The 17900-nt window shown below is 71.8% G+C and carries 15 protein-coding genes; 5 read left to right on the top strand and 10 right to left on the bottom strand.

Annotation, left to right across the window (positions count from 1 at the left end; all coding sequences use genetic code 11):
- Positions 1–2: 2 nt before the first annotated feature.
- A complete protein-coding gene (locus tag ACIPUC_RS29805; protein WP_446593551.1) occupies positions 3–488 on the bottom strand; it encodes an SRPBCC family protein in 486 nt (161 codons plus the stop codon).
- Between the two features lie 63 nt (positions 489–551).
- On the opposite strand from ACIPUC_RS29805, the gene ACIPUC_RS29800 reads away from it, so the two are divergent.
- Complete coding sequence (locus ACIPUC_RS29800) at positions 552–1142, top strand: TetR/AcrR family transcriptional regulator (RefSeq protein WP_446593549.1); 591 nt, start codon at positions 552–554, stop codon at positions 1140–1142.
- Between the two features lie 15 nt (positions 1143–1157).
- Here the strand turns inward: ACIPUC_RS29800 and ACIPUC_RS29795 are convergent, their stop codons facing one another.
- Both ACIPUC_RS29795 and ACIPUC_RS29790 read right to left on the bottom strand, forming a co-directional pair.
- Positions 1158–2153 (bottom strand): SDR family NAD(P)-dependent oxidoreductase, encoded by a 996-nt coding sequence (locus ACIPUC_RS29795; RefSeq protein WP_446593547.1) that lies wholly within the window; start codon positions 2151–2153, stop codon positions 1158–1160.
- Positions 2150–3352, bottom strand: coding sequence for a UDP-N-acetylglucosamine--N-acetylmuramyl-(pentapeptide) pyrophosphoryl-undecaprenol N-acetylglucosamine transferase (locus tag ACIPUC_RS29790; RefSeq protein WP_446593545.1), 1203 nt, complete (start codon positions 3350–3352; stop codon positions 2150–2152). The genes ACIPUC_RS29795 and ACIPUC_RS29790 overlap by 4 nt, the downstream gene beginning before the upstream one ends.
- A 72-nt stretch (positions 3353–3424) precedes the next feature.
- Between ACIPUC_RS29790 and ACIPUC_RS29785 the strand changes: the two genes are divergently transcribed.
- A complete protein-coding gene (locus ACIPUC_RS29785) occupies positions 3425–4120 on the top strand; it encodes a response regulator transcription factor (RefSeq protein WP_446593543.1) in 696 nt (231 codons plus the stop codon).
- Positions 4117–5517 carry a sensor histidine kinase gene (locus tag ACIPUC_RS29780; RefSeq protein WP_446593541.1) on the top strand — a complete coding sequence of 467 codons (1401 nt, stop codon included), beginning with the start codon at positions 4117–4119 and terminating at the stop codon, positions 5515–5517. The genes ACIPUC_RS29785 and ACIPUC_RS29780 overlap by 4 nt, the downstream gene beginning before the upstream one ends.
- A gap of 61 nt (positions 5518–5578) precedes the next feature.
- On the opposite strand, the gene ACIPUC_RS29775 is transcribed toward ACIPUC_RS29780, so the two are convergent.
- A complete protein-coding gene (locus tag ACIPUC_RS29775; RefSeq protein ID WP_446593617.1) occupies positions 5579–6622 on the bottom strand; it encodes a mechanosensitive ion channel family protein in 1044 nt (347 codons plus the stop codon).
- A gap of 48 nt (positions 6623–6670) precedes the next feature.
- Between ACIPUC_RS29775 and ACIPUC_RS29770 the strand changes: the two genes are divergently transcribed.
- Positions 6671–7249 carry a dienelactone hydrolase family protein gene (locus ACIPUC_RS29770; protein WP_446593539.1) on the top strand — a complete coding sequence of 193 codons (579 nt, stop codon included), beginning with the start codon at positions 6671–6673 and terminating at the stop codon, positions 7247–7249.
- 7 nt (positions 7250–7256) lie between these two features.
- Here ACIPUC_RS29770 and ACIPUC_RS29765 read toward each other — a convergent pair whose 3' ends face one another.
- From ACIPUC_RS29765 to ACIPUC_RS29740, 6 genes are all read right to left on the bottom strand, one after another.
- A complete protein-coding gene (locus ACIPUC_RS29765; RefSeq protein ID WP_446593537.1) occupies positions 7257–8213 on the bottom strand; it encodes a serine/threonine-protein kinase in 957 nt (318 codons plus the stop codon).
- A 41-nt stretch (positions 8214–8254) separates the two neighbouring features.
- Positions 8255–9208 (bottom strand): zinc metalloprotease, encoded by a 954-nt coding sequence (locus tag ACIPUC_RS29760; RefSeq protein ID WP_446593616.1) that lies wholly within the window; start codon positions 9206–9208, stop codon positions 8255–8257.
- Between the two features lie 223 nt (positions 9209–9431).
- Positions 9432–11093, bottom strand: coding sequence for an alkaline phosphatase D family protein (locus ACIPUC_RS29755; protein ID WP_446593535.1), 1662 nt, complete (start codon positions 11091–11093; stop codon positions 9432–9434).
- A gap of 131 nt (positions 11094–11224) precedes the next feature.
- Positions 11225–12019: a DsbA family protein gene (locus ACIPUC_RS29750; RefSeq protein WP_446593533.1), complete on the bottom strand. Its 795-nt coding sequence runs from the start codon at positions 12017–12019 to the stop codon at positions 11225–11227.
- Between the two features lie 51 nt (positions 12020–12070).
- The gene (locus tag ACIPUC_RS29745; RefSeq protein WP_446593531.1) at positions 12071–12760 is read right to left on the bottom strand and encodes a hypothetical protein; all 690 of its coding nucleotides are present in this window, start codon (positions 12758–12760) and stop codon (positions 12071–12073) included.
- 59 nt (positions 12761–12819) lie between these two features.
- Positions 12820–14145, bottom strand: a complete 1326-nt coding sequence (locus ACIPUC_RS29740; RefSeq protein WP_446593529.1) for a DUF2252 domain-containing protein — start codon at positions 14143–14145, stop codon at positions 12820–12822.
- A gap of 170 nt (positions 14146–14315) precedes the next feature.
- Here ACIPUC_RS29740 and dnaE point away from each other — a divergent pair, with 170 nt between their 5' ends.
- A complete protein-coding gene (gene dnaE, locus ACIPUC_RS29735; protein WP_446593527.1) occupies positions 14316–17858 on the top strand; it encodes a DNA polymerase III subunit alpha in 3543 nt (1180 codons plus the stop codon).
- The last annotated feature ends 42 nt before the right edge of the window (positions 17859–17900 follow it).

The raw sequence follows: 17900 nt of genomic DNA, 5'->3' as shown, positions 1-17900 counted from the left end.
CGTTAGCGCAGCAGGGCCCGGAGGAAGCGGACGTACGGGCTCCAGCGGGCACGGCGGGCCAGGGTGCCGGTGCAGCCGAGCTCCCCCCGGTCCAGGCTGTCCTCGATCAGGGCGTCGTGCAGCGGGCGGTACACGAGCGGCCAGGTCACGCGGGCCAGGCCGGTGGTGCGCATCGCGAGGGTGTGGCGAAGGACGGTGCGGTCCCCGTCGACCGGCAGCACGGCGAACTCGTGGAAGCCGTGGAAGCCGCGCGGCCCGGTGAAGGTGAAGCGGACCCAGGTGCCGGGCACGTACGACGAGACCGTGTAGCGGATCGGGCCGTGACCGCCGGCGGAGCCGACGGCCAGGCCGCCGTCGAAGCTCACCGCGGGCCAGGCGGCGCCCGGCCAGAGCAGGTCCGCCGGTCCCCCGGAGATCGTGTCGACGAGGGCCCCCACCTCGCTCCCCTTGGCGGCGAGCAGGCGTTCGTGCACGTTGTAGACGGCCATGCGTCTTCCCTCCCATGGTATTGGAGATGTCTCTCCAATAAATTAGAGGGTACTCTCTGATTCATGGCCAGACCACCCCGCTTCGACAGCGACCAGATCCTCGACGCCGCCGTCCGCCTCGCCGCCGCCGGACCGGGCGCCGTGACCATGTCGGCCGTCGCGCAGGCGGTCGGCGCGCCCAGCGGATCCGTGTACCACCGCTTCTCCGGGCGTACGGCCCTGCTCGCCGAGGTGTGGCTGCGGACCGTCGAGCGGTTCCAGGCGGGCTACTTCGACGCGCTCCAGAGCGATCCCGACCCGCGCCGCGCCGCCCGCGCGGCCGCCCGGCACGTGGTCGTGTGGAGCCGCGCCCACCCGCACGAGGCCTCGCTCCTCCTCTACGGCGCCGAGGAGTTCGGGCAGTCCGAGTGGTCCGAGGAGCACCGGGACCGCGCGGACGCGGGCAACCGCCGCGTCTTCGCCTCCCTCCGCGAGCTCGGCACCGCCCTCGGCGCCACCGGGCCCCTGGACCGGGAGCGGGTCGCGCTGGCCCTGGTCGACCTGCCCCTGACCGTGGTCCGCCGGCATCTGCGGGCCGGCGACACGATGCCGCCGTACGCGGAGGAACTGGCGGAGGCGAGCGCCGCCGCGCTGCTCGCGCTCGGCCCGGCCTGATCCGAAAGACAGGCCCTAGACCTGGTAGCGGTCCGGTGCGAAGAGCGAGAGGTTCGCCGCGATCCAGTCCGAGGTGCGGCGCAGGCCCTCCGTGAGGGAGACCTCCGGCTTCCAGCCCGCCCAGTCGCGGGCGCGGGAGTTGTCCGACAGGAGCCGGTGGACCTCGCTGCCCGCGGGGCGCAGGCGGGAGGGGTCCACCACCACCTCCGCGTCCCGGCCCGACGCGGCGATCAGCTCCTGCGCCAGGTCGCCGATGGAGATCTCCTCGCCCGTGCCGAGGTTGACCACCTCGCCCAGCGCCCGGTCGCACTCCGCCACCGCGAGGAATCCCGCGGCGGTGTCCGCCACGTACGTGAAGTCCCGGGTCGGGGCCAGGGAACCCAGGCGGACCTCCCTCGAGCCGGCGTGCAGCTGGGCCAGGATCGTCGGGATCACCGCGCGCGCCGACTGGCGCGGCCCGTACGTGTTGAAGGGGCGCACCACCGTCACCGGCAGCTCGAAGGCGTGGTGGAAGGAGAGCGCCATCATGTCCGAGCCGATCTTCGACGCCGAGTACGGGGACTGCGGCTGGAGCGGGTGGCTCTCGGAGATGGGCGCGGTGCGGGCCGTGCCGTAGACCTCGCTGGTGGAGGTGTGCACGAGGCGGCGCACGCGGTGGCGGCGGCAGGCCTCCGCCACGTTCTGCGTGCCCGTCACGTTCGTCTGCACGTACGCGCCCGGCGAGGCATAGCTGTACGGGATGCCGATCAGCGCCGCCAGGTGGAAGACGGTGTCGCAGCCCGCCACCGCGTCGCTGACCCGGCCCGCGTCGCGGATGTCGCCCGCCCACATCTCCACCGGGCCGTCGGGGTCGGCGAGGTAGCGCGCCAGGTGGCCCTTCTCCGCGTACGGCTTGTAGTGCACGAAGGCGCGCACCCGCGCGCCCCGCGCCACCAGCAGGTCCACCAGCGTCGAGCCGATGAAGCCCTCGGCGCCGGTGACGAGGACGGTGCGGTCGGTCCAGCTGTTCATATGCGCTCCAGGGTGGGGAGGGGGAGGGGGAGGGGGAGGCCGGCCACGCGGAGAACCTCCGCGGCCAGCAGTTCGGCGGCCCGCGCGTGCGGGCCGGGGTCGGCGGCGCCGGCCATCGACGCCAACCGGTCCGGATCGGCCAGCAGCGGGCCGATGAGCGCGGCGAGCCGTTCGGCGGTGGTCTCGGCGTCGGGCAGCAGCAGCCCGGCGCCCGCGTCGGACAGCACCCGGGCGTTGTGGGTCTGGTGGTCGCCCGGGGCGTACGGGTAGGGCACGAGCACGGCCGGGACCCCGGTCGCCGCCAGCTCGGCGACCGTCGCCGAACCGGCCCGGCACACCACCAGGTCGGCGGCCGCGTACACCAGGTCCATCCGGTCCAGGTACGGCAGGGCCCGCGCGATGCGCCGACCGCCGGACGCCGCGAGCTCGGCGACGGTGTCCGCCAGCGCCGCCGGACCCGTCTTGACCAGCAGCTGTACGTCGTCCCGGTGCTGCCACAGCCCGGCCAGCGCGGCCGCGGCGCGGGTTAGGCGGACCGCGCCCAGGCTGCCGCCGTTGAAGACGACCAGGCGTCGCCCCTCGGGGACGCCCAGGGCCCGCCGCGCCTCGGCGCGCAGCGCCGCCCGGTCCGGCCGGGTGAGTTCCGCGAGACCGGACAGGGCCGCGGAGATCGGCATTCCGGTGGTCAGCGCCCGCGCCCCGCCCGCCAGGTGGCCCCGGCTGCGGTCGAAGGCCACGGCGACGTGCGCAGTGAGCCGGGCCGCGAACTGGTTGGCACGTCCCGGCACCGCGTTGGACTCGTGGATCACGGCGGGCAGCCCGGCCAGCCGCGCCCCGAGCACGGCGGGCGCGCTCGGATAGCCGCCCATGCCGACGACCACGTGCGCGCCCTGCGCCCGGATCACCGACCGGGCCTGGTGCGCCGAACGCAGCAGCGCCGCGGGCAGCAGGTAGCGCTTCGCGCCCAGCGCCGGATCGAAGGGGATCATGTCGACGGTGTGCAGGCGGTAGCCGGCGCCCGGGACCAGTTCGGTCTCCAGGCCCCGCTCGGTCCCGATGAACGAGACCACGGCGCCGGGGACGGCCGCGCGCAGCGCCTCGGCCAGGGCGAGCCCCGGGTAGATGTGGCCGCCGGTGCCGCCCGAACCGATCACGACGGAGAGCGCCGCGGATGTGTGTCGAGTGCTTCGAGTGGTCATGGGCGCACACTCCCGGTGCGCCCTAAGAAGGTTCTAAGAGGTTCGCACCGGCGCCTTTGGCAGGCTTTGCCCATGAGCTCCCTGAACAGGCATCGGATTCTGGTGGTGGACGACGAGCCCGAGGTGCGGGCCGCCGTCGAGGACGGGCTGGCCGTCGAGGGGTACGAGGTGCGGGGCGCCGCGGACGGGCTGGCGGCGCTCTCGGAGGTGGCGGCCTGGGAGCCCGACGCGCTCGTGCTGGACGTGATGATGCCGGTGCTCGACGGGCTCGGCGTGTGCCGGCAGCTGCGCGCGCTGGGCGACCGTACGCCCGTACTCGTCCTGACCGCCCTGGACTCCGTCAGCGAACGCGTGGACGGGCTGGAGGCAGGGGCCGACGACTACCTCGTCAAGCCGTTCGCCCTGGACGAACTGGTCGCGCGGGTACGGGCGCTGCTGCGGCGCGCGGCGCCCGAGCCCCCGGGCGCCGCCCCGCTCGCCTACGCCGACCTCGTCCTGGACCCGGCGACCCGGACCGGGCGGCGCGGCGGGCGTCCGCTGGAGTTCAGCCGGACCGAGGCCGCGCTGCTGGAACTGCTGCTGCGCCACCCCGGCCAGGTGCTCCCGCGCGAGCTCGTCCTCGAGCTGGTGTGGGGGCGGGACTTCGGGCCGGACTCCAACTCCCTCGCGGTGTACGTCGGCTACCTGCGCCGGAAGCTGGAGGCGGCGGGCGAGCCCCGGCTGGTCCACACCGTGCACGGGGTCGGCTACCGGCTGGACGCGGCGTGAGCGGATCCGAGAGGCGGGGGCGCCGGAGGCTCGGCGCGGCCTGGCGCCGGCGGCGGCCGCTGCGGACCCGGCTGGCGCTGGCCGCCACCGCGGCCGTGGCCCTGGTGGCGCTGGGGGTGTGCGCGGCGGCGTTCCTCGTCGTACGGTCCGCGCTCTACCGGCAGCTCGACCTCAGCCTCGTCCAGTCCGCCCGGCTCGCCGCGCAGCGCAACCCGGGGGCCGGGCCCGGGACACTGGCCGGGGAGTGCCGTTTCCTGGCGGCGCCCGCGTGTGCGGAAGTGGTGGCGGCCGACCCGGCCAAGGATCCCGGTACGCCGGGGCTGCTGCCCGTGGCCCCGGCCGCGCGGGAGGTCGCCGCGGGCACCCGGGCGCCGTACCACACCGACTTCACGCTGGCCGGACATCCCGCCCGGATGCTCACCACGGACTACGCCAAGGGGCGGGCGCTCCAGGTCGCGCTGCGGGCCGACACCGTCGAGGACGGCATCGAGGAGGCCGCGTGGTGGCTGGTGCTGACTGCGGCGGCCGGGGTGCTGCTCGCCGCCGTCCTCGGCTACTGGGTCTCCCGGACGGGGCTGGCCCCGGTCACCCGGCTGACGGCGACGGCCGAGCGGATCGCCGCCACCCGCGACCCGCGGCACCGGATCGAGCTCCCGCCGCCGGGGCCTTCCGGGCGGGAGGACGAGATCACGCGGCTGGCCGGGAGCTTCAACACCATGCTGGGGGAGCTGGAACAGTCGGTCACCGCGCAGCGCAGGCTCGTCGCGGACGCCTCGCACGAGCTGCGGACCCCTCTGACCGCGCTGCGGACCAACGCGGAGCTGCTGGCGCGGGCGGAACGGCTCACGCCGGAGCAGCGGGAGCGGGCGTCGGCCGCGCTGGGGCGGCAGTTGCGGGAGGTGACGGGGCTCGTCAACGACCTGATCGAGCTGGCGCGGGACGAGGAGCCGCAGCCGCTGGTGGAACAGGTCCGGCTCGACCGGCTCGTGGAGCACGGGGCGGAGGCGGCGCGGGCGCACTGGCCGGGGATTCCGTTCCACGTGCGGGTCGACCGTGCCGTCGTGCCCGGGGTGCCGGCGAGGCTGAGCCGGCTGATCGGGAACCTGCTGGACAACGCGGCGAAGTTCAGCGGCGCGGGGCTGCCGGTGGAGGTGGAACTGGTGGTGCGCCCGGGCGCCGCGGGGCCGGAGCTGACGGTGCGGGACCACGGGCCGGGGATCTCGGCGGAGGACCTGCCGTACGTCTTCGACCGGTTCTACCGGGCGGGGGCCGCCCGGGCCCTGCCGGGGTCGGGGCTGGGCCTGGCGATGGCCCGCCAGATCGCCCGCGCCCACGGGGCCGAGCTGATGGCCGAAGCAGCCCCGGGCGGCGGCGCCCTGTTCCGCCTGACGTTCTGACCCGCTGCGGCCCGTTTGCCGACGGCGGAGCCCCGGGGCGGCGGCAGGGCCGGGCCCGGGGTCAGGGCGGTGGGGGGAGGGTGGCTTGCGAGGTGGCGATGCGGGGGAGGGCGTAGGGGTGGTGGGCCACCAGCCAGGCGATCAGGCGTTCGCGGACCGCGCAGCGGACCGTCCACACGTCGTCGGCGTCCTTCGCCGTCACCACCGCCCGTACCTCGACCGTGTGCGGTGTGGTGTCCGTCACCACGAGGCTCGCCCCGCGCCCGTCCCACTCCGGGATGTCCTGCAGGACGTTCTGGAGCTGGTCCCGCATCAGGTCGACGGGGGCGCTGTGGTCCAGGTGCCAGAAGACCGTGCCCGTCATCTGGGCGCCGCCGCGCGACCAGTTCTCGTACGGCTTGCTGGTGAAGTACGAGACCGGCATCGTGATGCGGCGCTCGTCCCAGGTGCGGACGGTCAGGAAGGTCAGCGTGATCTCCTCGACCGTGCCCCACTCCTTGTCGACCACGACCGTGTCGCCGATGCGCACGGTGTCGCCGAAGGCGATCTGCAGGCCGGCGAACAGGTTGCCCAGCGAGGACTGCGCGGCGATGCCCGCCACGATGCCGAGCACACCCGCGGAGGCCAGCATCGAGGCGCCGACCGTCCGCATCGGCGGGAACGTCAGGAGCATGGCCGCCGCGGCGACCACGACCACCACCGCGGTGACCACCCGCTGGATCAGCGTGACCTGGGTGCGCACCCGGCGGACCCGGGCGTCGTCCGCCGTAACGGCCGCGTAGCGCGCGTACGTGGAGTCGACGGCGGCCGTCGCGATGCGTACCGCCAGCCACGCGGTGGAGGCGATCAGGACCAGGGTGAGCAGGCGGCCGACGACGAAGGCGTGGTCGGGGAGGATGCCGGCCTGGCGGTGGGACCCGCGCAGCAGTGAGGTGCAGAGCACCATCTGGAAGGGCACGCGGCAGCGGCGCAGCAGGCCCCACAAAGGGGTTTCGGGGTGCCGGGCGTCGGCCCGGCGCAGCAGCAGGTCCAGCAGCCATCCGGCGATCAGGGTGACGACCAGCGTGCCGCTGATGAACAGGACGGGGCGTAGGACGGTGTCCATCTCCATGCGTATGAACGTAACCGGAAGGGGCGATCGGAAACTGGCACGATGGGGGGTATGAACATCATGCTCTTCCATTCCACGTACGGGCTGCGGCCCGCGGTGCACGAGGCGGCGGACCGGCTGCGCGCGGCCGGGCACCAGGTGCACGTCCCGGATCTCTTCGACGGGCGCACCTTCGGGACCGTCGAGGAGGGCATGGCCCACCAGGACGAGGTCGGCCGGGACGAGCTGCTCAAGCGCGCGGTGCTGGCCTCCGCCCCCCACTCCGAGCAGGGTCTGGTCTACGCGGGCTTCTCCTTCGGCGGCTCCCTCGCCCAGCACCTGGCGCTGGCCGACGACAAGGCGCGCGGGCTGCTGCTCCTGCACGGGACGGCGGACCTGGACGACGACGCCTCGGTGGACGCGCTGCCCGTGCAGCTGCACGTCGCCGACCCGGACCCCTTCGAGCCGCACGACTGGCTGACGGCCTGGTACCTGCGGATGCAGCGGGCCGGGGCCGATGTGGAGGTCCACAGCTATCCGGGCGCCGGGCACCTGTTCACCGACCCGGGGCTGGACGACTACGACGCCGAGGCCGCCGAGCAGGCGTGGAAGGTCGCGATCGGGTTCCTCGGCACGCTGTAGGGGGAGGTCAGCCGCGGGGTGCCGGTTTCCCGGGCAGCGGCGGCGGAGGGCCGAAACGGCAGCCGGCGGGAGCGGACGGGGCCGGGAACGACGGCGACGACGGAGACGACGGCGGCGGGATCCGGTCGGCCAGGGTGCGCGGCGGGGCGGCGCCGGCGGAGACCGCCGCGAGCCGTTCGTCCAGCTCCTCGGCGGTGGGCCGGGCGGCCGGATCGCGGACCAGCAGGTCCGTCAGTACGGGGCCCAGGGCGCCGGCCCGTCGGGCGGGCGGGACGGGTGCGTCCAGGACGGCGGCCAGCGTGGCCAGGCTGGTGGCCCGCCGCATCGGGCTGACCCCCTCGACGCACACGTACAGCATCACGCCGAGCGACCACAGGTCGGAGGCGGGCAGGTCGTCGCCCCGGATCCGCTCGGGCGCCAGGTACTCGGGGGTCCCGATGATGTCCCCGGCCGGTGTCAGCGGGGGCGCGTCCTGGATGGCGGCGATGCCGAAGTCGGTCAGGACGGCGGAACCGTCGGCCCGCAGCAGGACGTTGGCGGGTTTCACGTCCCGGTGGCGGATCCCGGCGGCGTGGGCCGCGCGGAGTCCGGCGAGGACCTCGCGGCCGATCCGGGCCGTCTCGGCCGGGGCCAGCGGGCCCCGGTCCAGGAGGTGCTGGAGGGATGAGCCGGGCAGCAGCTCCATCACCAGCCACGGGTGCGGGTCCTCGTCCACGATGTGGTGGATGGTGACCACGTGGGGGTGGTTGATCCGGGCCTGGGCGCGGGCCTCGCGCAGTACGCGTGCGCGCAACCGGCGCGAGGCCCCGTCCTCCTCGTGACCGACGGGCGGCCGGACTTCCTTGAGGGCCACGTCGCGGTGCAGGACACGGTCCAGCGCTCTCCAGACCGTGCCCATGCCCCCGCTGCCGAGCTTCTCAACCAGCTCGAACCGTCCGTCGATCACGTCCCCCGGCGCGCTCATGGCGCCAGGGTAGGCGAGAAGACCCGGTTGTATCCGGTGCTTCAGCCTGCCCGGTAGGCCGTCCAGGTGCTCGACATGCGGGCTACCTGGCCGGCGGTGAACTGGTACATGCAGGAGTCGTACGTGTAGTCCATGAAGTTGCGGATCGGGTCCACGCCCGGCTTGCTGGCGCAGCTGTCGCGACCGGTCGGGCACTCGTACGCGGCGCTCTTCTCGGCCGGGGTGTCGGAGACGTAGTCGCCGTTCCCGTTACAGCCGCCCTGGAAGGTGTGGTAGAGGCCGAGCCAGTGGCCGACCTCGTGGGTCGCGGTGTCGCCCTCGTTGTAGTTCGCCGCGGAACCGCCCGGCAGCGAGCTGTCCAGGACGACCACGCCGTCCATCTTGGGGGCGGAGTTGTACGAGGTCGGGAAGGTCGCCCAGCCGAGCAGGCCGCCGGAGAGCTTGGCCGTGTAGAAGTTCAGCGCGCCCGGGCCGCCCTGGCGCAGGGTGTTCTTCATGTCCTTCTCGGCCTGGGAGCCGGAGGCCAGGTTGTACCAGGTCGCGTTGTCCGTGTAGTCGGTCGACGCAAGGGTGAACTGGAAGTTCGTGTTCACATTGCCGGTGCCCTGGCCGCCGTAGGCCGCGTTGAGGACCGACAGCTGGTTGTTGATGTCCGTGGCCGAGAGCTTGCCGGTGGTGCCCGAGTGCACGACGTGGAAGTACACCGGGATGTTCACGACGGCCTCGGCCGCGGCGAGGCTGCGCTGCGGCTGGTTCTTGAGGGCCTTGTCCAGCTTCGCCTTGAGGTCGGCGTCCATGGCCTTCGCCTGGGCCTCGGTGACCTCGTTGGGCTCGTCCGCGTGCTCCTCGTGGCCGCGGGCGACGCGGGCGTTGGCGGCTGCCCCGGTCGTACCCTCCTCGGCGCAGACCTCGGCAGGGGTCTTCGCTGCCGCCAGCGTGGTGGGGGCGGCCAGCGGGGTGAATGCCAAGGTTCCGGCCAAAACCGCCGTGCCCATCAGGCGGCGGCGAAGAAGGGGGGATATGCGGGCAATTGCGCGCACGTGTGCTCCTCGCGGTGGGGGGTTAATGGCGTGAAGGATCTCTTCAGCTGGCGCGAAGCTTATGTGTGCATGACATCTTCAGGTCAAGAGCCTTGCGTAAAAGATTTGTTGCCGAAAACGCACACGGGGCGCCTGGTATGTACCAGGCGCCCCGTATCGCAGGAGAATTGACGGTCTATCAGCCGACCGGCTGGTAGGCTCGCTCGACCTTCTGAGTGCCGTTCAGGGTGCGGTACGAGCGGGACCAGGCGGCCGAGGCGTCCTGGCGCCGCTTGTCGGACACCACGTAGTAGTCCATCTGCGAGCGCTCCGCCGTCACGTCGAGCACGCCGTAGCCGTGCGCGTCCATGTCCAGCCACTTCACGTGCCAGTTCGCGGCCCTGACGGCCGACTCGGCGACCAGTGAGGCGGTGTCCGCCGGCACGTGCAGGATGTCGTCCAGATTGTCCGAGGTCACCGAGGTGACCACGAACTCGGTCGCCGCCGTCCCCGAACCGGGGTAGGTGGCCATGTTCACCGGGACCTCGTTCGCCCACGCCATGTGGATGTCGCCGGTCAGGAACACCGTGTTCTTGACGCCCCGGTCCTTGAGGTGGCCCAGGAGTTCCTTTCGATCGTCCGTGTAGCCGTCCCACTGGTCCACGTTGACCGCTATGCCGCCCCCGGGCAGGCCGAGCAGCTCGGCGAGCGGGCCGAGCAGGTGCGCGGGCAGCGAGGCGAAGGCCACCGGCGAGATCATCACCGAGGTGCCGACCAGCTTCCAGGTCGCGGTGGAGCTCGCGAGGCCCGACTTCAGCCAGTCGAGCTGGGCGCGCCCGGTGAGGGTGCGCTCGGGGTCGTCCACCGAACCGCTGCCGACCTTGACCTGCTGGGAGCGGAAGGAGCGCAGGTCGAGCAGGTGCAGATCGGCGAGGGTGCCGAAGCGCAGCCGCCGGTAGACGGTGCCCGCGATGGAGGTGCGGACGGGCATCCACTCGAAGTACGCCTGCTTGGCGGCGGCCGCGCGGGCCGCCCACTCGCCCTCGGCGCCCGCCGTGTGGTTCTCGGCGCCGCCCGACCAGGCGTCGTTGGCGAACTCGTGGTCGTCCCAGATGGCGACGACCGGGTGCGCGTGGTGCAGCGCCTGGAGGTCGGCGTCCGTCTTGTACCGGCCGTGCCGGATGCGGTAGTCGGCGAGCGAGACGATCTCGTGCCGGGGCTCGTGCGCGCGGACGGTGTACTTGCCCTCCGGGTACCCCCCGGACTGGTACTCGTAGATGTAGTCGCCGAGGTGCAGGACCGCGTCGAGGTCGGTGCGGGCGGCTAGGTGCCGGTAGGCGGAGAAGTAGCCGGACTCCCAGTTGGCGCAGGACACCACGCCGAAGCGGACCCCGGAGGTGGTCACGTCGTTCCCGGGGGTGGTCCGGGTGCGTCCGACGGGGGAGACCGCGGTCCCGGCGGTGAACCGGTACCAGTACGCGGTCTGCGGCTGCAGTCCGCGCACGTCCACCTTGACCGTGTGGTCGGTGGCGGCGCTCGCCGTGACGGTGCCGCTCGCGACGACGCCGGAGAAGTTCTTGTCCGCGGCCACCTCCCAGCCGACCTGGACGGCCGGGCCGAGGCCGGAGCCGGGCACGGCCTCGGCGGTGGGGGTGACGCGGGTCCACAGCAGGATCCCGTCGGGCAGCGGATCGCCCGAGGCGACGCCGTGCAGGAAGGCCGGTGCGCTCTCGGCGGCATGGGCGGCGGAGGCACCCAGCGAGGTGAGGGGCGCCAGGGCGGCCGTGGCCGCGGCAGCGAGAACGACCGTGCGACGGCGGGGGTTTGCCGCGGTCGCAGAGGAGGAGAGATGACTGGTCACGGATGATCATATTACTGGCGGGTATGGCCGCGGGAACAGAACCGGAAATGCAACGGGCGGGCGAACTCTGGGAGTCCGCCCGCCCGTTGGCGTGCCTTGTCCGGAAATCAGGCCTCCGGAATGGCCGGGGTTCAGCCCTGCAGGGCCTTGTCGATCGCGGCCGTGAACGCCTCCGGCGTCCCCGGGGTGTCGATCTTCTTGCCGTCCATCTTCAGCGTCGGCGTACCCGTGACGCCGGACTTGTTGAAGGCCTTCGACATCTCCAGCGCCCACCGGTCGTACGTGCCGCCCTCGACGGCCTTCTTGAACTCGGCGTTGCCCTTGAGCGCCGGGACCGTGTCCGCGACCTTCAGGAGGTAGTCGTCCTTGGCGAAGCTGTCGACGGTCTCCTCGGGGTGCAGCTCCTTGGAGTAGAGCGCCGCCTTGTAGTCCAGGAAGGCCTCGGGGCTGACGTTGAGCGCCGCGCCCAGGGCGCTCAGCGCGTTCCTCGAGCCCTCGCCCTTGACGCCGTTGTCGATGAAGGTGGCGCCGAAGAACTGGAGCTTGTACTTCCCGGCGTCGACGTCCTTCTTGATCTGACCGCCGACCGCCTGCTCGAACCCGGCGCACGCCGGGCAGCGCGCGTCCTCGTAGACCTCGAGGGTCTTCTTCGCTTCGGCCTTGCCGACGACGACCGTGGTGCCGTCCTCGCCCTCGGTGTTCTTCGGCTTGACCAGCTCGGCCTTGGCGGCCTTGTCCCAGTGGCCCGGCTGGTTGGCCTGCATGATCCCGTAGCCGACGCCGCCGGCCAGGGCGAGGGCGGCGACGACCGCGCCGGCCACGATCACCTGGCGGCGCACCTTGTCCTTCTTGGCCTGCGCCTCGCGCTCGGCGCGCAGCCGCTCGCGGGCCGCCGCCTTGTTCGCCTGGCTGTTGCGTGAACTCATCGTGATCTCCGTGGTGGGGTGTGACGTGTGAAAGGGATTGCCGTACGTGCGTCAGGCGCTTGCGAGCGCGCCGCGCACGGGAGGTCCCCGCCGTCCCACGGAGTGTGCGGGGAAGCGCGTACGGGCCCCCGTGCCCGGAAGGACCGGCCGCGGCATCCGCTCCGCGGGACCCGCGGCCACCGCCGCCGAGGCCCGGGTCAGCAGCAGCGGCCGGAACGCGAAGGCGGCCACCGCGCGCAGCAGCCGGCCCAGCGCCCGCTCGCCGTGGCGGAGCCATCCGGCGGCGAGCAGCCCGACCGAGACGTGGGCGGCGAGCAGCAGCCAGGGCGTCCACGGCCCGGGCGAGGACAGCAGCGCGGCCGGATCGGCGGCGGGCCCGGCCACCTCGGCCAGCGGCCCGCCCACCGCGGGGCCGCCGCACAGCTCCTCCAGGCCGAGCGCGCGCAGCGGGCCCGAGACAGGGCCGCCCGCCGGGCCGTAGCAGACGTGCTGTCCGGCGGTGAAGACGGTGTCGGCGGCGAGCTCCAGCGGGACGAGCAGCCCGGCGATCGGGCCGAAGCCCCGCTCGCGGCCGGCGAGCGCGTAGGCGATCACGAAGACGGCGGCGAAGGCCCCGCCCACCAGGGCGGGCGGCAGCGGCACCCGGGACATGAGGACGTGCGAGCCCGCCGAGAGCAGCACGACGACAGCGCTGAACAGCGCGGCCCGCAGCCCCCGGAGTCCCACCCCTGATATGTCCATCGCCGCGAGTGTGCCATGCGTCCCTGTGGAAGCGGCCCGCAGGTCCTCTTCGCGCCGGATTACGGCGTGAGCCGGCCGTTGCGGAACAGGTCCACGAAGATCTGGTGGTCGGCGCGCGCCCGGGCCCCGTAGGCGTGGGCGAAGTCCACCAGCAGCGCCGCGAAGCCCTCCTCGTCGGCCGCGATGGCCGCGTCGATGGCCCGCTCGGTCGAGAAGGGGACCAGGGTCTGGCCGCTCTCGTCCGCGTCCGCCGCACCGTGCATGGTCGCGGTCGCCCGGCCCAGGTCCGCGACGACGGCCGCGATCTCCTCCGGCTCGTCCAGGTCCGACCAGTCCAGGTCCACCGCGTACGGGGAGACCTCCGCCACCAGCTGCCCGGAGCCGTCCAGCTCCGTCCAGCCCAGCCACGGGTCGGCGTGCGCCTGCAGGGCGCGCTGGGAGATCACCGTGCGGTGCCCCTCGTGCTCGAAGTACTCCCGCACGGCGCGGTCGGTGATGTGCCGGGAGACCGCCGGGGTCTGCGCCTGCTTGAGGTAGATCACGACGTCGTTCTCCAGTGCGTCGCTGTGCCCCTCCAGCAGGATGTTGTACGAGGGCAGGCCGGCCGAGCCGATCCCGACGCCGCGGCGGCCCACCACGTCCTTGACCCGGTAGGAGTCGGGCCGGACCAGGGACTCGTCGGGCAGGGTCTCCAGGTAGCCGTCGAAGGCGGCCAGCACCTTGTAGCGGGTGGCCGCGTCCAGCTCGATGGTGCCGGGGCCCGGCGCGAAGCGGCGCTCGAAGTCGCGGATCTCCGTCATCGAGTCCAGCAGGGAGAAGCGGGTGCGGGAACGGGCCGAGCGCAGGGCCTCCAGCAGCGGGCCCTCGGCGGTGTCCAGGCTGAAGGACGGGACCTCGTCATTCTTGGCCCCCGTGGCCAGGGCGTGGATCCGCTCCCGGTAGGCGCCCGCGTAGACCCGGACCAGCTCGCTGATCTGGTCGTCGCTGAGCGCCTTGGTGTAGCCGATCAGGGCCACGGAGGCGGCGAACCGCTTCAGGTCCCAGGTGAAGGGGCCGACGTACGCCTCGTCGAAGTCGTTGACGTTGAAGATCAGCCGCCCGTTGGAGTCCATGTACGTGCCGAAGTTCTCCGCGTGCAGATCGCCGTGGATCCACACCCGGCCCGTTCGCTCGTCCAGGTACGGGCCGCCGTGCCGGTCCCGCTCCAGGTCCGCGTAGAAGAGGCAGGCCGTGCCCCGGTAGAAGGCGAAGGCCGAGGCGGCCATCTTGCGGAACTTGACCTGGAAGGCAGCGGGGTCGGAGGCGAGCAGTTCACCGAAGGCGGTGTCGAACACGTCGAGTATCTGCTCGGCGCGCTGCTCGTCGGTCGTCTCGGGAACCGCCATGGCGGGTGCCTCCTGGTGGTGCGGGGTGGATCTGCCGGGATCGCATTCAGGACGGGTGTGTCCTTGGCTCTGCAACGGATGACCGTACCCGCCGGTGCCCGGGATCTGTCACCCGGTCGACGTAGGATTCGTAGCTGCCGCCCCTCTCTCCCCACCGGAGGACCCCCACCGTGACCAAGCCGCCGTTCACGCACCTGCACGTCCACACCCAGTACTCCCTGCTGGACGGTGCCGCGCGGCTGAAGGACATGTTCAACGCGTGCAACGAGATGGGCATGACGCACATCGCCATGTCCGACCACGGCAACCTGCACGGCGCCTACGACTTCTTCCATTCGGCGAAGAAGGCCGGGGTGACCCCGATCATCGGCATCGAGGCGTATGTCGCTCCGGAGTCCCGGCGCAACAAGCGGCGCATCCAGTGGGGCCAGCCCCACCAGAAGCGCGACGACGTCTCCGGTTCCGGCGGTTACACCCACAAGACGATCTGGGCGGCGAACGCCACCGGCCTGCACAACCTCTTCCGGCTGTCCTCCGACGCGTACGCCGAGGGCTGGCTCACCAAGTGGCCGCGCATGGACAAGGAGACCATCTCGAAGTGGTCGGAGGGCCTGATCGCCTCCACCGGCTGCCCGTCCGGGGAGCTCCAGACGCGCCTTCGCCTCGGCCAGTTCGACGAGGCCCTGAAGTCGGCCTCCGAGTACCAGGACATCTTCGGCAAGGACCGCTACTTCCTGGAGCTGATGGACCACGGCATCGAGATCGAGCGCCGGGTCCGCGACGGCCTGCTGGAGATCGGCAAGAAGCTCGGCATCCCGCCGCTGGTCACGAACGACTCGCACTACACGTACGCCAGCGAGGCCGGCGCCCACGACGCCCTGCTGTGCATCCAGACCGGCAAGAACCTCTCGGACCCCGACCGCTTCCGCTTCGACGGCACCGGCTACTACCTGAAGTCGACCGACGAGATGTACGCGATCGACTCCTCGGACGCCTGGCAGGAGGGCTGCGCCAACACCAAGCTGGTCGCGGACCAGGTCGATACCGAGGGCATGTTCCAGTTCCGGAACCTGATGCCGAAGTTCGACATCCCGGAGGGCCACACCGAGGTCAGCTGGTTCCGCGAGGAGACCATGCGCGGCATGCACCGCCGCTACCCCGGGGGCATCCCCGAGGACCGGATGAAGCAGGCCGAGTACGAGATGGACACGATCATCTCGATGGGCTTCCCCGGCTACTTCCTCGTGGTCGCCGACTTCATCATGTGGGCCAAGAACCAGGGCATCGCGGTGGGCCCCGGCCGAGGCTCCGCGGCCGGCTCGATCGTCGCGTACGCCATGGGCATCACCGACCTCGACCCGCTCACCCACGGCCTGATCTTCGAGCGCTTCCTGAACCCCGAGCGCGTCTCCATGCCCGATGTCGACATCGACTTCGACGAGCGCCGGCGCGTCGAGGTGATCCGGTACGTGACGGAGAAGTACGGCCAGGACAAGGTCGCCATGATCGGCACCTACGGCACCATCAAGGCCAAGAACGCGATCAAGGACTCCGCACGCGTCCTGGGCTACCCGTACGCCATGGGCGACCGCCTCACCAAGGCCATGCCCGCCGACGTCCTCGGCAAGGGCATCCCGCTCTCCGGCATCCTCGACCCGACGCACCCGCGCTACGGCGAGGCCGGCGAGATCCGCGGGATGTACGAGAACGAGCCCGACGTGAAGAAGGTCATCGACACCGCCCGCGGCGTCGAGGGCCTGGTCCGCCAGATGGGCGTGCACGCCGCCGGCGTGATCATGTCCAGCGAGACGATCACCGACCACGTGCCCGTCTGGGTGCGGCACACCGACGGCGTCACCATCACCCAGTGGGACTACCCGAGCTGCGAGTCGCTCGGCCTGCTGAAGATGGACTTCCTCGGCCTGCGCAACCTCACGATCATGGACGACGCCGTCAAGATGGTGAAGGCCAACAAGGGGATCGACATCGATCTCCTGGCCCTCCCGCTCGACGACCCCAAGACCTTCGAGCTCCTCGGCCGCGGCGACACCCTCGGCGTCTTCCAGTTCGACGGCGGGCCCATGCGCTCCCTGCTGCGCCTGATGAAGCCCGACAACTTCGAAGACATCTCCGCCGTGTCCGCGCTCTACCGCCCGGGCCCGATGGGCATGAACTCGCACACGAACTACGCCCTGCGCAAGAACAAGCAGCAGGAGATCACCCCGATCCACCCGGAGCTGGAAGGGCCCCTCGAAGAGGTGCTCGCGGTCACCTACGGCCTGATCGTCTACCAGGAGCAGGTGCAGAAGGCCGCCCAGATCATCGCCGGGTACTCGCTCGGCGAGGCCGACATCCTGCGCCGCGTCATGGGCAAGAAGAAGCCCGAGGAGCTGGCGAAGAACTTCGTCATCTTCCAGGAGGGCGCGAAGAAGAACGGCTACAGCGACAAGGCCATCCAGGCCCTGTGGGACGTCCTGGTCCCCTTCGCCGGCTACGCCTTCAACAAGGCCCACTCGGCCGCGTACGGCCTGGTCTCCTACTGGACCGCCTACCTCAAGGCGAACTTCCCGGCCGAGTACATGGCGGGCCTGCTCACCTCGGTCAAGGACGACAAGGACAAGTCCGCGATCTACCTGAACGAGTGCCGGCGCATGGGCATCAAGGTGCTCCCGCCGAACGTCAACGAGTCGGAGTCCAACTTCGCCGCCCAGGGCGACGACGTGATCCTCTTCGGCCTCACCGCGGTGCGCAACGTCGGCCAGAACGTCGTCGACTCGATCATCAAGACCAGGAAGGCCAAGGGGAAGTTCTCCTCCTTCCCCGACTTCCTGGACAAGGTCGAGGCCGTCGTCTGCAACAAGCGGACCGTCGAGTCGCTGATCAAGGCCGGCGCCTACGACGAGATGGGCCACACCCGCAAGGGCCTGGTCGCCCACCACGAGTCGATGATCGACAACGTGGTGGCGGTCAAGCGCAAGGAGGCCGAGGGCCAGTTCGACCTCTTCGGCGGCATGGGCGACGAGGGCGCGAGCGACGAGCCGGGCTTCGGCCTCGACGTCGAGTTCTCCGACGTCGAGTGGGAGAAGTCGTACCTGCTCGCCCAGGAGCGCGAGATGCTCGGCCTATACGTCTCCGACCACCCGCTCTTCGGCCTGGAGCACGTGCTCTCCGACAAGACCGACGCCGGGATCTCCCAGCTGACCGGCGGCGAGCACTCCGACGGCGCCGTCGTCACCATCGGCGGCATCATCTCGGGCCTCCAGCGCAAGATGACCAAGCAGGGCAACGCCTGGGCCATCGCCACCGTCGAGGACCTGGCCGGCTCCATCGAGTGCATGTTCTTCCCCGCGACCTACCAGCTCGTCTCCACCCAGCTGGTCGAGGACACCGTCGTCTTCGTCAAGGGCCGCCTCGACAAGCGCGAGGACGTGCCCCGGCTGGTCGCCATGGAGATGATGGTCCCCGACCTGTCCTCGGCCGGGACCAACGCCCCCGTCGTCCTCACCATCCCCACCGTCAAGGTCACCCCGCCGATGGTGACCCGGCTGGGGGAGATCCTGCGCCACCACAAGGGCAACACCGAGGTGCGGATCAAGCTCCAGGGCCCGCGGACCACCACCGTGCTGCGCCTCGACAAGCACCGGGTCCAGCCCGACCCCGCCCTCTTCGGCGACCTCAAGGTGCTGCTCGGCCCGTCCTGCCTGGCCGGATGATCCCGCCGTACCGCGCGTGAAGGGCCTGCCCGGGACACCGGG

This window comes from Streptomyces sp. LARHCF249 (assembly GCF_052871255.1).
This window is presented reverse-complemented; position numbering and strand designations above follow the sequence as displayed.